At 56.8% G+C, this 16,775-nt stretch carries 11 protein-coding genes; 8 read left to right on the forward strand and 3 right to left on the reverse strand.

Annotation, left to right across the window (positions count from 1 at the left end; translation table 11 throughout):
• The 6 genes from tssI to NH398_RS16455 form a co-directional block, all read left to right on the forward strand.
• The coding region (gene tssI / locus NH398_RS16430) for a type VI secretion system tip protein TssI/VgrG (RefSeq protein ID WP_253019292.1) at positions 1–1,196 on the forward strand (1,196 nt) is incomplete at its 5' end.
• Between the two features lie 3 nt (positions 1,197–1,199).
• Positions 1,200–2,096: a DUF4123 domain-containing protein gene (locus tag NH398_RS16435; RefSeq protein WP_253019293.1), complete on the forward strand. Its 897-nt coding sequence runs from the start codon at positions 1,200–1,202 to the stop codon at positions 2,094–2,096.
• Positions 2,093–5,548, forward strand: coding sequence for a toxin VasX (locus NH398_RS16440; RefSeq protein ID WP_253019294.1), 3,456 nt, complete (start codon positions 2,093–2,095; stop codon positions 5,546–5,548). The genes NH398_RS16435 and NH398_RS16440 overlap by 4 nt, the downstream gene beginning before the upstream one ends.
• A gap of 13 nt (positions 5,549–5,561) precedes the next feature.
• Entirely contained in the window at positions 5,562–6,920 is a 1,359-nt protein-coding gene (locus tag NH398_RS16445) for a hypothetical protein (RefSeq protein WP_253019295.1), read from the forward strand.
• A 645-nt stretch (positions 6,921–7,565) separates the two neighbouring features.
• Complete coding sequence (locus NH398_RS16450) at positions 7,566–8,777, forward strand: YeeE/YedE family protein (RefSeq protein ID WP_253019296.1); 1,212 nt, start codon at positions 7,566–7,568, stop codon at positions 8,775–8,777.
• 177 nt (positions 8,778–8,954) lie between these two features.
• Positions 8,955–10,634: an NAD-dependent malic enzyme gene (locus tag NH398_RS16455; RefSeq protein ID WP_159343247.1), complete on the forward strand. Its 1,680-nt coding sequence runs from the start codon at positions 8,955–8,957 to the stop codon at positions 10,632–10,634.
• Positions 10,635–10,704: 70 nt separating this feature from the next.
• On the opposite strand, the gene acnA is transcribed toward NH398_RS16455, so the two are convergent.
• A complete protein-coding gene (gene acnA / locus NH398_RS16460) occupies positions 10,705–13,452 on the reverse strand; it encodes an aconitate hydratase AcnA (protein ID WP_253019297.1) in 2,748 nt (915 codons plus the stop codon).
• 237 nt (positions 13,453–13,689) lie between these two features.
• Between acnA and trxB the strand changes: the two genes are divergently transcribed.
• A complete protein-coding gene (gene trxB, locus NH398_RS16465; RefSeq protein WP_159343245.1) occupies positions 13,690–14,640 on the forward strand; it encodes a thioredoxin-disulfide reductase in 951 nt (316 codons plus the stop codon).
• Positions 14,641–14,671: 31 nt separating this feature from the next.
• Here trxB and NH398_RS16470 read toward each other — a convergent pair whose 3' ends face one another.
• A complete protein-coding gene (locus tag NH398_RS16470; protein ID WP_253019298.1) occupies positions 14,672–15,199 on the reverse strand; it encodes a GspH/FimT family pseudopilin in 528 nt (175 codons plus the stop codon).
• Between the two features lie 26 nt (positions 15,200–15,225).
• Between NH398_RS16470 and thiO the strand changes: the two genes are divergently transcribed.
• Positions 15,226–16,413: a glycine oxidase ThiO gene (gene thiO / locus NH398_RS16475; protein ID WP_366070766.1), complete on the forward strand. Its 1,188-nt coding sequence runs from the start codon at positions 15,226–15,228 to the stop codon at positions 16,411–16,413.
• A 3-nt stretch (positions 16,414–16,416) separates the two neighbouring features.
• Here thiO and NH398_RS16480 read toward each other — a convergent pair whose 3' ends face one another.
• Positions 16,417–16,677, reverse strand: a complete 261-nt coding sequence (locus NH398_RS16480; protein ID WP_253019299.1) for a PP0621 family protein — start codon at positions 16,675–16,677, stop codon at positions 16,417–16,419.
• Positions 16,678–16,775 lie beyond the last annotated feature (98 nt).

Here is a 16,775-nt window from a genome sequence, read left to right on the forward strand (position 1 = left end):
CGGCCAGCGCTGAAAGCGACCTGCCTGAACTCGCCCCCGGCGTCCGCTTCACCCTCACCGACCACGACACCGACAGCCTTAACCGCGACTGGCAGGCCATTGAAGTGAGCCACGTCGGCGAGCAACCCCAGGCCCTGGAAGAGGATGGGATGCTGATCGGTAAAGAGGCTCAGGGTGACGCAAGTGGAATGACCCGCTATCACAACCACGTCACGCTGATACCTGGCGATACCCCCTGGCGCGCCACGCCCAATCCCAAACCGCGCGTCGATGGGCCGCAAGTTGCCTTTGTGGTCGGCCCGGAAGGCGAAGAGATCCACTGCGACGAGCACGGCCGGGTCAAGGTCCAGTTCCCCTGGGACCGCTACGCTGAACCCAACGACACCGCGAGCTGTTGGGTCCGTGTTGCTCAAGGCTGGGCAGGTGGTGGCTATGGCAGTATGGCGATTCCCAGGATCGGACATGAGGTCGTTTTGTCGTTCTTAGAGGGTGACCCGGACCAACCGCTGATCACCGGGCGCACCTACCACGCCGTGAACACCGCCCCGTATCCGCTGCCGGAACACAAAACCCGCACGGTACTGCGCACTCAGAGCCACAAAGCCGAAGGCTTCAACGAACTGCGCTTTGAAGACGAAGCGGGTGAAGAGCAAATCTGGCTCCACGCTCAGAAAGACCTAGAGCTTTTAACTCTCAATGACCGCACCGAAGAGATCCAGCGTGACAGCCACCTCAAGGTGCATAACGACCGCATCAGCGAGATCGACAACGACGATCACCACACGGTGCACAATAACCGCCACACCCAAGTAGACGGCGACGACCACCTGATGATCGACGGCACCCATCACGCAAACATCGGCCAAGCGCAACTGATGGAAGCCGGGCAGGAGATTCACCACAAAGCGGGCATGAAAGTCGTCATCGAAGCAGGCGCGGAGATCACCCTAAAAGCAGGCGGCAGCTTCCTGAAAATCGACCCCAGCGGCGTCACCATCGTGGGCCCGCAGGTCAAGATTAACTCTGGGGGGAGCCCCGGCTCGGGCAGTGGGCAAGCGGCACAGGGGCCGCAGTTGCCGGAGGAGGCGGAGGCTGCATCTCAATTCACAAAAGTTGAGCCGCCACGTCAGGAAGCTGCGCTTAGACAGGAAATGGCATTAACTCAGCCCTGCACTCCTCTGGATAATCAGGAGTAAAGCATGGAAGGCTTGCAAGCCGTTTCGTTGCCTTTGAATGCCGATTCTTATGGGCAGAATCGTTACTTGGTGCTGGACGGTCTCAAACTGGAACCTTTGGAAAGGTGGCTTTATGAGCACGCTGAAGCACCTGTTTACGAACCAATTTATTTAGGTACGTCACTGGAGGGGTGCCGAAGTATTTCACCTTGTTTGGTAAAGCTTGAGGACAACGATCCCCTATGGGACATATTCCTGAACAAGGGGGCAGAGAACCAATGGGGTTGGGCTTTCGGAAGCTCTGCTACTTTTGATGAACTTTTGCAGCACCTTAGATGGCTGCTCTTTGTTGAGCATCCCCAAGAGGGTGAAAAAGTCCTTAGAGTAGGCTCCCCTGAAGTCATGAAGTGCTTGCTAAGTGCGGAGAGCCTGCCTCCAAAGAGTGAGTTGCTAGGCGTATTGGACGTTGTCTGGTTACCCAATCATGAGCACGGAGAAGTTAGCTGGTATCAAATTACCAATGAGCGTTCAGAACGCTCTCAGCGTAAAGAGAGGTTTTTACTTCAGCAAGATCATCTTGATGCACTCAGTCAAATTGCTTGGCGGCGTTTTGCTCAAGAACTAGCAAAGCATCTTGATACGTTCTTTTCAAATAGCCTGTTGCTGCGCGAGCAGGGGACGAGCATAAACGCCGCGCACAAAGTCATCAGTGTCACTCGAGAGTTAGGGTTTTATGGGCGTCGAGCACACTACTACATGGCTAATATTCTGGGAGCGCACGGTGAAGAGGCTTTGGATGAGAACGTGATGCCGGATATCGCGGTGGAGCTTCTTCAGAAAGATCACCGAGCACCAATGGAACGACTAAAAGCGGCTGTTGAAGCTTCTCAGCGACGACTAAACACGGAGACACACATATGAGCCATTCCATGGAGGAAGCGCAGCGCGTTGCAGATAGCCAGCCGGATAACGACCCTGGGCAAGAGCAAGGCCAATGCTCGTTGACGCTTCCAGACCTTCAATTAGTCCCCGTACGTTACGCCATCGTTGAAGCGACCGAGGCAGAACTCGCTAGCTCGTTGCCTGGTTTTTCTCCGGTATATAGCGGTTCTTATCGCCAGTCAGGTATTCGGCCCATACGTAGTGGTTGGCTCTATCTAGTACATAGTATATCGCCAGATGAAGTACAGGTATTCAAGGTAGAACCTGATGGCAGTGGTGACACTATTATTGTAAAGCGAGAAGGCTCAGTACAGGTGCTCTATAGCCCACTTGAACTCACGTCTCTTCACGTTTCTATGTTGCAGCAAGAAGCATTTCGCGAACAGGTCATGATGCGAGTGAGCGTGGGAGCCTACTGCCCTGGAAATGGTACAGCGCACCTACTCAATCCTGACGATTTAGCGATTGCTTTAGCAGATGAGGTTGGTGAGCATTTACCTACTCCAGATGCGCCGGAGCATTCAGGCGAACAAAACGAATTAGATACGGGTAGTTACCCATGGTGTGAAGCTGAGGGAGAGGGCAAAGAGTGGCAGCTTGCTGCGGCGAGTAGTATTACAGCAGCAATAGCGGGCGAGTATAAGTTAGATAGTGCTTGCTTGATGGTTGAAGATATTCCAGGCCGTATCAAGGACCTGACCCAGGCATGGGCTCTACTGGCCGACCAGCAAGGCAACTGGCACGAGAAGTATCAAACCGAACTCTTTGCGGCGCGCACAATTGATGGCCTGATGACTCTCGATTTTACCCCGCATGCTGCGAATGCTGGCCAAGGCAATATTCCTGACTGGCTAGGCAATGCTGGCAGTAACGATCAAGCGGATCTTCGTGAGCTTGCAGAGCTGTATGAGCAGCACCGTGAAAGAAAAGAGGAGGTCAGCCGAAGCTCTGGCGGCCACCTTGGTGTGACCGGAATCGCCTTGCAACCTATTGAGAACGATATCAATGAGCTCAGTCAGCACATAGGAGGAAATCTAGGCACGGACGCTGAGTCTGTAAAAGCGTTTGTCGAGCAGAGCGAGCAAGCCCATTTTAATGAAGTCATTGGCGGTACTTACGCTTTAGCACCCAATGGCATTGTGGATGTCATTCGTCGTCAGGAATTAGAAGACTTTTTAGCGTATGCCAATGAGCTTGAAGAGACTTGGCAAACGGCTTACCAAGCAATAGGGCAAGATTTGGCAGTCCTATTGCCAGCATGGCACCACTATGCACTCTTGTTGGATAAGGAAGAGGAACTGCATATCAGCTTCATCAGCAGGCTGGAACAGTGTGCTCATGAAACATTGGTGTTATGCGGCCAAGGCGATTTTCTTGCTCAGCACTATATGGGCAGCAGGCCCACTGTGGCTCACTTACTCCATTTTCAGCCCACTCAAACCTTTATCGAGGGCTACTTGAGTGCGGCAGATGGCCCCCAGAAAGCGCTAACTCAAGCCGCAGCACTTATGGCGGCTTCTGGAGCGCTAGGCAGCTATCAAGAGTGGAGTAGCACTCTAGAACAGCAAACTGGGTTGCGGTTTCGTAGTATTGCGGGTCTTTCAGATGACGTCGTGGCCGATATTGCGGGTGAGGTCTATTTCAAAGAGAAGATGCTAGGTGAGGCAGTCGTCAAAACTCTGCTAGAGGAAACTCAGCAACTGGAATTGCCACAACGATTTGCCAATTTGGCAGGTAGGTTACCCGAAGGCCAGCGGCTGATGTTTGTTGAACGTCTGGGGCTGCTGGAAGCGGGGTGGGAGATACCCGACCAAGCGGTCCTGGGCAAATTACAGCAGGCTATCAGTAAGTCAGAGCGTTCTTTATCACAGCTCCAGAGATTAGAGCAGGAGATGATGAGCTATTACCAAGAACGCGAGGCACACATACAACAAGCGTCCAGGCGCGGTACAGGCCAAGCCCATCGGCGCGCGGCTGAGCAGTATCACGCTAACAATATTCGCAATAAAGCCTCGGAAATAAAACGGCAACAGCGACTGATCAGCGAAGCATTAGTTGAGTTGGCGGAGCACAGCTTCCCAGCCGATGAAGGTGGGTCACACGCGCTAAAAGTGGGCGGTTTGAGCCAAGCGGCGACGAGGGCCGCGCTGGCGGAGCTAAGGGCGTTCAAGCAACTCGCTAATCAGTCCCGTGAGACAATGCGCAGCACGCTGGATACCCTTATACGTAATGAGCAGAATGAGGTATCGATAGCTCGGGCGATGGGGATATTGGTGAACGGAAGTTTGTCTGTTTTAGGAGCTATCGCGGCATGTTTAGCGATGAGTGAATTGATTGAAGCAGGCCGCGGTCATGGCCAGTTTCTCGAGTATCTTGGTAATACTGGTTCTCAAGGGTTTGCTGCTACAGCGGCCATGATGGCAATGAGAGAAATGCTAGTCGACGCCCGCCATCGAAAATTGTACGAAGGTCGTGCGTTCCAACAAGTCGCCCAGGCTGAACTGAGGGCAGTAGCAGGTAGCCCTGCCCAGTTGGAGCGCTGGGCGCGAGTGGCCAACAAAGCGATGGGGTTTGTGGCTGGTTTGGGGGGGGCCGCAGGTGTATTTGAGACTATCAGGCAGACTCAAAAGGTGGGTCGTGCCGAGACGCAGGCCGAGCGCTTAGCCTCTCAAGTGGCGCTGGTTGGAGCGTCAGGGACAGCCTTAGGTGGAACCTTCTTAGGTGGTATGGGGGTTGTTGGCAAGGTATTGGGCGCCCCCGCGGCACAGTGGAGACTATTGCTACTGAAATTTGCTGGGCCTGTCGGCTGGTTCGTTGCGGTCAGCACATTGCTATTGATTGTTGGGGACTTATTGGCCAGCCGCTTTTCGCTGAGCCCGGTACAGCGCTGGTGCCAGCGCTCTTACTGGGGGCTGAAAAGCGAATATACGGGGCTGGAAGAGCACGAGCAGGAACTGGGCAAACTGAGCGGCAGTGACCCAGTGATAGAGCGGCAAGGGGCAGCCGCAGCCCATGCAGGCCCGGGGCCTGGCCCCGCCCCCAGTGACCTGGCCTTCCGCGTGACCCTGCCGAGCGGCCAATCACCCGATGAGGAAAATTTCGCGTTTGGCCTGTGGGGCGTGCCCATGAGCGGCCATCATCAGGAGCTGACCCAGGACGTGCTGGCCTATTCACATCAGGCTACGGAAAGTCACGGCGCAGAAGTCACCTATCACTTTGCGCCGGAAGTGCTGGCCCAGTTCTACGTTGTGCGGCTGGTGGCGCGCCTGCAGCTCAATGGTGACTCTTCCACTCAGGTTTACGAGTTGCATCGACGTGGCCGTACCCTATCCAATGAGTGGCGCCCCGTGGACGCCCTGAAGGACAGTTTTTTCAGTAGTGTCAAATTGGGTACCTGGCCCAGTATGCCGCTGACCCCCTGGGTACTCTGAACAAGGATGAAGCATGTTTAAAACTACTCCCAGCAAAGCGCTGCCCCCCATGCGGGCGGGTGAGCGCGAAAGCCGCGCCGGGGGGGAACAGTACTGCCTGAGCCCCCTACCGTTACCGGTCAATAGTGAGTACGCCGTGGATGTGGCCCATCTCGATGTACGCCATGATGAAGCCACCATGGATATTCGCCAGGGTGCCAGCCCGGACACCATGATGACGGCGGGGCATATATTTAGTGGGTTATTTGTAACGATGATGGTTTTCTTCCTGATTGTATGGATAGGCATCGGTGGATTCCCTCTTGACCCGCAGTTAGCCGCCGCATGGGGGGGAGGGCTTTATTTTTCTTTTCTCTTTATGTTTACTCTGGCAGTTCTCTGGCTCAATACGCGATTCAAGCGAATGCCGCCCATTCGCTTGAATCGCCAGCGTCGGGAAGTGGCATTTGTGGTCGATCCACCGGGTCGCTTCTGGCTGCCCGCCCCTCAGAATCTCTGGCTAGCGTCGACGGCCAGCTTTGCTGTAAATATTTCTGGGTTCATGGGCCTCATTGAGATAGGCGAGTGGCTGCGTGGGGCGCGTGAGGGGTTTCCCTTCGGTTTTTTGCTGATGCATGTGGGTGGGTTCGCTTTTTTCTTTGTATACCCGCCCCTTTACGATCTCATCTGCCGACTCTGCAAGCGTGAGCGCCGTACGGTGCTGGTGCCTTGGGAAGATGTCGTAGCGGTGTGCGGGTTCAACCCCAGCTTGGGGCCGGGGGCCATCACCGGTTTTGGTTGGAACTTTGCGCTGCTGCCGCCGGACCCCGAGCGCCCTGGCTACACCCTGCCTGGGGCAGGCATCATCGTTGGCGTGGGCGGTTTGCCGGGGGCCCTGGCCCAGTGGGAGTACATTCGCCGCTTTATGGAAGAAGGCGCTGAGGCCATTACTCCTGCCGCCCGCGAGTGGGGCGTGGAGTGGTACGACGCCTACGTGGCCCGAGAGAAAGCCGAATGCGAGCGCACCAACGACATGGCCCGCTGGCGGCGCTTTCGGCGTAAGCGCGTGTGGGAGCATGCCCGCTTTGCCCACTGGTACACCGAGTACCGCATGAAACATATTTTGCCCAAAGCCGTGCCCAGTGACTGGCTGGCAGAGTGGTCAAAGCTCCTACCTGAGTCCCAGTGGGCCAAACCCTCCCAAGCCGTGAGCGAACTAAGCGAACACTTGCGTGCCGCCTATCAGCGCGGCGAGAAATTCGTGGAGATGGGCGATATTGAAAAACGTTTTAGGGTAACGGTGCCACCAGCTGCACAAGTGCCCTATCCTTCGTTTCCCTTCCGGACGAAGGTTGAACAGGCATCATCACCCAGTAGTCAACGACAAGGATGACGTAATGAATAACGCGACGAAACAGGAGCATTGGCCTATGGATACACTGGCCATAGTGACCTGCGGCCAGTGTAGTCATTCATGGGCTGCCAAGGACAAGCAAGTCACCACGCTTAAGGAGGGGAACTCGTTAACTTGCCCACAATGCCACTATGAAGCTGCACTTGATCGGGGCCAACGGGCCGATTTGACCGCTCATCTCACTCATGTCGATAAGGTGGCAGGGAAAGGCAGCACGTGGGTCACTATCGCTGCCTTAGCCGCTTTTTTGGTGGGGATTGGCAGTTTCTTGGGCCTAGTGCCTATCGGAGTTGTCGTGATAGTCATGATCCCAGCGGTGTGGGCGATGGTGTCCGCTTCCTCCGAAGCGAAAAAGATCAGACCCGTCCGGTTGGCGTTAATGTCTTCTGACCGGTATGAGTGAGTAGTAGTGAATATCCATGTGCCAGCGAAATCGTCCTTTTGCATTTAACGTTGTTAAGCCGTTAAGACCTGCTGCCTGACTATATATTCTTTTTTAGAATATAAACCTTTGAATAAAGAATTTCCGACCTTTACACCTCAACGTTAGGCTTATAACTATTGTCCAAATTAGCCAAGCGCCTCGCTATTGCAGGCGCTTTTGGCGTGACTAATAGGTGAACTATGGCAACAACCTCAACAGTGGCACCGATCAACTATCGTGTGCCTCTACTAGCGACGGCGGCCATTGTGCTGAGTTCGCTCATCATTGGCGTGCTGTTCAGCGCCAACATCGGCTTGCTGATGATCGTGGGCGGCTTGCTGGGCATGGTGCTTTATCATGCGGCGTTTGGCTTTACGGCGGCGTGGCGGGTCTTTATCACCGAACGCCGTGGGCGCGGGCTGCGGGCGCAAATGGTGATGCTGGCGATTGCGGTGGTGCTGTTCTTCCCGGCGCTAGGGGCGGGCAGTCTGTTTGGTACTGAAGTGCGCGGTTTCGTTTCTCCCATCGGTATTTCTGTGCTGGTGGGCGCGTTTATCTTCGGGGTAGGCATGCAGCTAGGCGGTGGCTGTGCGTCGGGTACGCTGTTTACGGCGGGCGGCGGCAATGCTCGCATGCTGATTACGCTGGTGTTCTTTATTGTGGGTTCGGTCATTGGCACCGCACACTTTACTTGGTGGCAAAGCCTGCCTGCTTTCCAGCCGGTATCGCTAGTCAATGTGGCGGGTGTGGGTGGAGGTATCGGCATTAGCTTGGTGCTGTTTGCCGCGATTGCTGCGTTTACGGTGATTATGGAGAAGCGCCGCCATGGCCATTTAGAGCAGGCTCCGATGGTGGATAAACCGAGCACCGAGCGCTGGTTGTCGGGCCCATGGCCGCTGGTAGCCGGTGCGGTGGCTTTGGCGCTGCTGAACTTTGCCACGCTGGCATTGGCAGGCCGCCCGTGGGGAATCACCTCGGCGTTTGCGCTGTGGGGTGCCAAAAGCTTTGAACTGGTAGGTGGCGATGTGAGCCAGTGGGGCTACTGGCAAGCGCCTGGCAACGCCGCCGCGCTGGAAGCCAGCGTGTGGAGCGACATTACTACGGTGATGAACGTCGGCATTATGCTTGGCGCCCTGGCCGCCGCGAGCTTGGCAGGACGTTTTGCACCTAACTTTCGCATTCCATTGAAATCGGTATTGGCAGCGGTGATCGGTGGCATCATGCTAGGTTATGGTGCCCGCTTGGCCTTTGGTTGTAACATCGGCGCTTACTTTAGCGGTATTGCCTCTGGCAGCCTGCACGGCTGGGTATGGATGGTGGCGGCGTTCGCTGGCAACATGGCGGGCGTTAAGCTGCGGCCGTTCTTCTTTGATGGGGAAGCGGGGCGTCGACCCGTTGCCAAAAGCTGTTAGAAGACTCACGTTAGTGGCTTCCAGAAAACGTCTCGGCAATGCCGAGGCGTTTTTTTTATGCCCTTTATTTATGTCTCTTCCACCTTTGTCGTACTAGCATGTTACATTACGCTCAAACGCCGCCAACGCCCAGCGTTGCTGCATTGCAACAGCAATTGACATAAAAAGAGAGTGCCTATGTCTACGATGAGTAAACGCCCTTTATACATTCCTTACGCCGGTCCTTCTTTGCTTGAAATGCCGCTATTGAACAAAGGCAGCGCGTTTACTCAAGAGGAGCGACTGGCGTTTAACTTGATAGGGTTACTACCCCAAAAAGTCGAAACCATCGAAGACCAGCTAGAGCGGGTGTACCGTCAGTACCAGCAGTGCCACAGCGATCTCGAGCGCCATATTCATCTACGCGCCATTCAAGACGATAACGAAACGCTCTATTTCCGCCTCGTGTCAGAGCACCTGGAGGAAATGCTGCCGATCATCTATACGCCTACGGTTGGGCAGGCGTGCCAGGAGTTCTCCAACATTTATCGCAACCACCGGGGGCTGTTCATTAGCTACCCGGATCGCGAGCACATGGACGACATCCTGCGCAGTGCTACCAAAGATAACGTCAAAGTGATCGTCGTCACCGATGGCGAGCGTATTTTGGGCTTGGGTGACCAAGGCATTGGCGGGATGGGTATTCCTATCGGGAAGCTGGCGCTTTATACGGCCTGTGGCGGTATCAGTCCAGCCTATACGCTGCCCATCATGATCGATGTAGGCACCAATAATCAGGCGTTGCTGGACGATCCGATGTACATGGGCTGGCGTCATGAGCGGGTGAGCCAGGAGGAGTACGATGCCTTCATGGCGGAGTTCATTTGTGCCGTGAAGCGTCGCTGGCCAAACGTGCTGCTACAGTTCGAGGACTTTGCTCAGGCCAATGCCGTGCCGCTGTTGGAGCGCTACCGTAACGAGCTGTGCTGCTTCAACGATGACGTGCAAGGGACGGCCTCGGTTGTGGTGGGCACGCTCATGGCCGCTTGCCAAGCCCGCGAGGAGACGATTGCCCAACAGCGTGTGGTGTTCGTCGGGGGCGGTTCTGCTGGGTGTGGTATTGCCGAGCAGGTCGTCGTGGCCATGGAGGCCGAGGGGCTGACCGAAGCGGAAGCGCGTGCGCGCATCTTCATCGTCGACCGTGAAGGTCTAATGACCACGGATCAAGCGTGGCAACGTGACTTTCAGCGCCGTTTGGCCCATGACCCTGCCTTGGTTGCTGAGTGGAACGGCCAAGGGTTGGAAGAGACCATCGCGCAGATCAAACCCACCATTCTGATTGGCGTGTGCGGCCAACGCGGTATCTTTACCGAACAAGTCGTTCGCACCATGCATGCAGGCTGCGAGCATCCGGTGATCATGCCGCTCTCCAACCCGACCTCGCAGGCTGAAGCGGTGCCAGAAGACGTGATTCGCTGGACCGATGGCCAAGCGTTGGTGGCTACCGGTAGCCCGTTCGCACCGGTGGTGTACAACGGCCGTACCTACCCGATTGCCCAGTGCAACAACGCCTATATCTTCCCCGGTATTGGGCTGGGTGTGATTGCGGCAAATGCCAACCGCGTCACCGATGAGATGCTGATGAGTGCCTCTCGGGCGCTGGCGCGTGAAGCGCCGCTGGTGAAAGAGGGCAAAGGTGCGCTCTTGCCGCCACTGTCGCGAATTCGTGATATCAGCAAATCGATTGCTTTTGAGGTGGCAGCGCAAGCGCAGCAAAACGGCGTTGCGTTGAAAACCAGCGGCACCGTGCTGCGTGAGCGTATCGAGTCTGCCTGCTGGTCGCCTGAATACCGTTTCTACCGTCGTCGCGCTTTCTAAGGGCGCGTCACGCAGGCAAAAAAAGCCCCCACCGAGGTGGGGGCGATGCAAGCATTGGTAGGTCGTACCTTTAGGCTGCGCCGATCATCTTGCGCAGCACGTAGTGAAGGATACCACCGTGGCGGTAGTACGCCAGCTCATTGACGGTATCAATTCGGCACTTGGCATCAACGGTACGTTCGCCGTCGCTATTTTTGATCACGACTTGCACGGTACCGCCAGGGCTCAAATCGCTCAAACCGGCAATCGAGATCTCTTCATCCCCAGTTAACCCCAGACTTTCACGGCTTTCGCCTTCCGGAAATTGCAGCGGTACCACGCCCATTCCGATCAGGTTAGAACGGTGGATGCGCTCGAAGGATTCGGCAATCACCGCGCGTACGCCTAGCAAGCGCGTGCCTTTGGCGGCCCAGTCCCGCGAGGAGCCGGTGCCATACTCTTTACCCGCAATCACCACCAGCGGCGTGCCTTCTTCTTTGTATTTCATGGCGGCATCGTAGATGGCCATCTGCTCTCCGCTCGGTATGTGGCGTGTTTCGCCGCCAACCACGCCGTCGAGCATTTCGTTTTTGATGCGCACGTTGGCGAAGGTGCCACGCATCATCACTTCATGATTGCCTCGGCGCGAACCGTAAGAGTTGAAGTCGACCGGCTTCACGCCGTGCTCTTGCAGGTAGCGACCAGCAGGGCTATCGGGTTTGATGGAGCCCGCAGGCGAGATGTGGTCGGTAGTGACAGAGTCGCCGAGCATTGCCAGGACGCGCGCATTTTTCACGTCCTCGATGGCGTCTGGCTCCCGCTGCATGCCTTCAAAGAAGGGCGGGTGTTGAATATAGGTCGACTCCGGCCACTCGTAAACTTTGCCCTCTGGCACTTTGATGGCTTTCCACGTCTCATCGCCTTCGAAGACGGCTCCGTACTCCTTACGGAACATCTCGGTATTCACCTTCTCGACGGCGCTGGCGATATCTGCCTGCGAAGGCCAGATGTCTTTCAGGTACACCGGATTGCCGTCGCTGTCCTGGCCGAGCGGGTCGGTGGTCAAGTTGCACTGCACGTTACCCGCCAGTGCATAGGCAACGACCAAGGGCGGTGATGCCAACCAGTTGGTTTTGACCAGCGGGTGCACACGGCCCTCAAAGTTACGGTTGCCCGACAGCACTGATGCCACGGTAAGGTCGCCATTATTGATGGCTTTTTCGATCTCTTCCGGCAAGGGGCCAGAGTTACCGATACAGGTGGTGCAGCCGTAGCCTACGAGGTTGAAGCCCAGTGCATCTAGGTCATCATCGAGATTGGCCGCGGCGAGATAGTCAGTGACGACTTTGGAACCAGGCGCCAGCGATGTTTTCACCCAGGGCTTGGTGCTCAAGCCTTTCTCACGGGCGTTACGCGCCAGCAAGCCGGCTGCCATCATTACGCTGGGGTTCGAGGTGTTGGTGCACGATGTAATCGCTGCGATCACCACCGCGCCGGGGTCGAGACTGAAGTCCTGCTCACCCATCGTGACGGTTTGGCTGTCACTGTGTTTGAAGTCATGCTCGTAGCTGCGGTCGATGCCGACAGCGGTTTGGCCGCCTTCGGAGGCCAGCTTACCCTTTTCGGTGCTGGGCAGCGCTTTACCATCCTCTTCCATGACTTTGCTAAAGGCGCTGGCCATGTCTTTGAGGGCCACACGATCTTGCGGGCGTTTGGGGCCTGCCAAGCTGGCTTCTACATCGTTCATGTCCAGGCTGAGCGTGTCCGTGAAGATGGGCTCGTCACCCGGCTCGCGCCACAGGCCTTGGGCCTTGCTGTACGCTTCGACCAGCGCGATCTGGCTATCTTCACGACCAGTCAGGCGCAGATAGTTGAGCGTTTCGTCATCCACAGGGAAGAAGCCGCAGGTGGCGCCGTATTCTGGGGCCATGTTGGCGATGGTGGCACGATCCGCCAGGGGCAGGTCTTTCAGTCCGTCGCCATAAAATTCGACGAACTTGCCGACCACGCCTTTCTTACGCAGCATTTCGGTCACGGTAAGCACGAGGTCGGTGGCGGTAATGCCTTCCCGTAGCTTGCCGGTGAGTTTGAAACCAATCACTTCGGGAATCAGCATGGAGACCGGTTGGCCCAGCATGGCGGCTTCTGCTTCGATGCCGCCTACGCCCCAGCCCAGCACACCCAAGCCGTTGATCATGGTGGTGTGAGAGTCAGTACCTACCAGGGTATCGGGGTAGGCAACGGTGTGGCCATCTTCCTCTTTGGTCCATACCGTGCGGCCCAGGTACTCCAGGTTCACCTGGTGACAGATGCCGGTACCGGGCGGCACGACGCTGAAGTTGTCGAACGCTTTCTGGCCCCAGCGCAGGAACTCGTAACGCTCGCCGTTGCGCTGCATTTCGATATCGACGTTTTCTTGGAACGCCTCTGGGTTGCCAAACTTATCGACCATGACCGAGTGGTCGATCACCAAATCCACTGGAGAAAGGGGGTTGATGCGGGCGGGGTCTTCGCCCAGCTTTTCTACCGCCGCGCGCATGGAGGCGAGATCCACGACGCCGGGCACACCGGTAAAGTCCTGCATCAACACGCGGGCAGGGCGGTAGCCAATTTCACGGCTGGATTTGCCCTCTTGTTGCCAGTCGACCAGCGCCTGCATGTCTGCTTGCTCGACGCTCTCATCGTCTGCAAAGCGCAGCTGGTTTTCGAGCAGGATTTTGAGTGTTTTGGGCAGCCGGTCAATGTTGCCTAGCGTCTCAGCCGCCTTGGGCAGGCTGTAGTAGTGATACTTTTGGCTTCCTGCCGTTAAGGTATGAAGCGTATTGGGTATCTTGCTCATTCCATTCTCCTCTGATTGCTTGGCGTTGCGCGACGGTCACTGCTTGTCTGGGTATGGCGGTCTCATCGTAGGATGTAACAGTATGGCTTATTAATAACACATGGGTGTATTACCCTCGCCTTTCAAGCCATCTTCGCCTAATAGCATAGGCTAACCCTTGTAATAGCTTGTACTTGACGCCATTTCAGGCAGACTCTCTTGCAACGTTATCTGCTCAATTGTGACTAAGGTGGTGTCATGGAAACGCGTCATGAACGTTTGATTATTCTTGGGTCCGGCCCGGCTGGCTATACGGCCGCCGTGTATGCCGCTCGGGCCAACCTCAACCCCCTGCTCATTACCGGTATGCAGGCTGGTGGCCAATTGACCACCACGACCGACGTGGATAACTGGCCGGGCGATGCCGAAGGCGTCCAGGGTCCTGAGCTAATGGAGCGCATGAAGCAGCACGCCGAGCGTTTCAATACCGAGGTGCTGTTCGATCATATCAATGAAGTCAGCTTAGCGGAAAAGCCCTATACCCTGAAAGGCGACAGCGGCACCTATACCTGTGACGCGCTGATCATCGCCACCGGTGCCAGCGCGCGCTACTTGGGGCTACCCACCGAACAGCAGTTCATGGGCCAGGGCGTGTCGGCCTGTGCGACTTGCGATGGGTTTTTCTACCGTAACCAAGAGGTCGTGGTCGTTGGCGGGGGTAACACCGCAGTGGAAGAGGCGCTCTACTTGTCTAACATCGCGTCCAAGGTCACGCTGGTTCATCGTCGCGATACTTTGCGCGCGGAAAAAATCCTGCAGGACAAGCTCTTCGAGAAAGCCGAGGCGGGTAAAATTGCCCTGGAGTGGTTCTACGAAGTCGAGGAAGTGCTGGGGGATAACACCGGCGTGACCGGCGTGCGTGTGAAGTCTACCCAGGATGGCAGCACGAAAGAGATACACGCGCCGGGGCTGTTCATTGCCATTGGCCATAGCCCCAATACGGGCATCTTCGAAGGGCAGTTGGAGATGAACGGTGGCTATATCAAGGTGCAATCGGGCAGTGAAGGCAATGCCACGGCCACGAGCGTGCCGGGCGTGTTTGCCTGCGGCGACGTGATGGATCATATCTATCGCCAAGCGATCACCTCGGCAGGCAGCGGCTGTATGGCAGCGCTGGATGCCGAGCGTTACCTGGATGGTATTGCTTGAGTCATCGCCTCCGTGGGCCCCTGTCGGCGGTTTAGCAGCCGACAGGGGCGCTATCCACGCGTAATCTACCTAACTGGCTCAGTACAAGCCGCTTGCCCTCTTCGCGCGTGGCGCATATGTCGAAGCTGCCGTTGTAGCCACTGGTGTGGCCTAGCACGTTATAGCGAATGCGCTGCCATCCGCGGCTGTAGGTCGTGTAGGTCGCTGCCTGCCCTGGAAAGACGCGCAGAATCTCATCAGGTCGAATACCGTCTTCCGTATCGCCTTTCACGACAATTAACGCGTCGCCCCACGCACTGGCGCATGCCGTGAGATTGGGGCTGGCTGGACACACGGTCACTTTCGTTCGCTGCGAGATGGCCGTATGCCGGGCAAATGCAAATGCTGCGCGCAAGCGGCTCACTTCACTATTGAGAATGCTTTGGTGGCCAAGTGCCTGAACGCTTGGCGTCAGCCACGCTATCATGGCGGTCATCAACAGCATCGCTACCAACATCTCGATGAGGGTAAAGCCCCGCTGATGAAGCGGGCGTGTCCTGTGCGTGTCATCGGGCTGCATCGCTTGACCCCCTGTCGGCGAGCGCTATGCTCGTTGCGCTGGTTAACGTAGCGTTGGTGCTGTTTATCCTAGGGAGCGCAAAGCGCTTTTTATGTAAGCCAAAACGGACAAATGTTGTGAGCAATCTCTTAATTTTAGGGGGTGGCGTGATCGGCATGATGACGGCACTTCAACTAGCCGACGCGGGTCAGCAAGTCACGCTGATAGAGCGTGGGACATGCGGAAAAGAGGCGTCCTGGGCCGGTGGCGGAATCGTTTCGCCGCTCTACCCATGGCGCTATGGCGAACCCGTGTCTCAGCTTTCGCGCTGGTCCGAAGGGGTATACCCCACGCTGGCCCTGCGCCTGTTGGAAGAGACCGGCATTGACCCGGAGTACCGCCAAAAGGGCTTGCTCTACTTGAACGTGGACGATGACGAGGCGGCCTTGCATTGGGCCCGACAGCTAGGCAAGCCGCTGGAACGAGTCGATGCCGAATTCGTTCGCCATAAAGAGCCTGAAGCTGCCGCTCCGCAGGGCAGTGCGCTCTGGATGCCCACCCTCGGCAGCGTGCGTAATCCGCGCTTGGGCCAAGCGCTACGCGCGCGCCTGGCCGCCATGCCCAACGTGACGCTGATGGAGCACTGCAGCGTACAAGGCATGATTCAGCGCCAAGGCCGTGTGGTGGGCGTCGCAACGAGTCGTGGAGAGCAGTGGGCAGAGCAGTTCATCGTCTGTGGTGGGGCCTGGACGGCCCAGCTATTGGAGGAGGTGAACGTGCGCCTACCGGTTCGGCCAGTCAAAGGTCAGATGATCGCTTATCAAGCGCCGCCAGGGCTGGTTCAGCGTGTGGTACTCAAAGATGGCCGCTACGTGATTCCACGCAGCGATGGGCTACTGCTCGTGGGGTCGACGTTGGAAGAGGCGGGCTTCGATACGACCACCGATGAAGAGGCGTTGGCATCGCTCAAGCGCAGTGCGGAGAACATAATCCCCGCGTTAGCCAACTACCCCGTCGCGCACCATTGGGCGGGATTGCGTCCCGGTTCACCGGCGGGCATTCCGTTCATCGGCGCGCTGCCCGACCATCCGAACGTGTTCGTCAATGCCGGGCACTACCGTAATGGATTGGTGCTGGCGCCCGCGTCGACCCATCTTCTGGTCGATCTAGTGCTAGGGCGCAAGCCGCTGATGGACCCGACGCCTTATCGGCTAACGGCCGAGCGTTTAGCGTGACGATTAACGTTGGCTGTCTTCCTGCTCCTGCAGGAAACGATCACGGTGGGCGCTACAGCAGAACCACTGCTCTGCGTCGCGCAGCGCCTCGCTCTCCGGTACGTGAACATCACACCAGCGGCAGCGCACCATTCGGCCACCCTCATGGCGTGGGGGCGTTTGTTGCTGGTGAGCCAGCTTACGTTGGCGGTACATACCGTAAAGCTTCAGGCCTGCGTAAAACAGCGCGGCGAAAATAATCAGCCGAATGATCAATAGGTTCATCCTCAATGGCTCCCCACGTGGGAAAGGGCGGTGACATCGCATTCGTGGCTGCTTGGCCTTTGCCACTGGGCACGCCTTGCGGGACAATGCAGCAACGA

Origin of the sequence: Halomonas sp. CnH100-B, assembly GCF_024124605.1 — a bacterium.
In the GTDB taxonomy this organism is placed as follows: domain Bacteria; phylum Pseudomonadota; class Gammaproteobacteria; order Pseudomonadales; family Halomonadaceae; genus Vreelandella.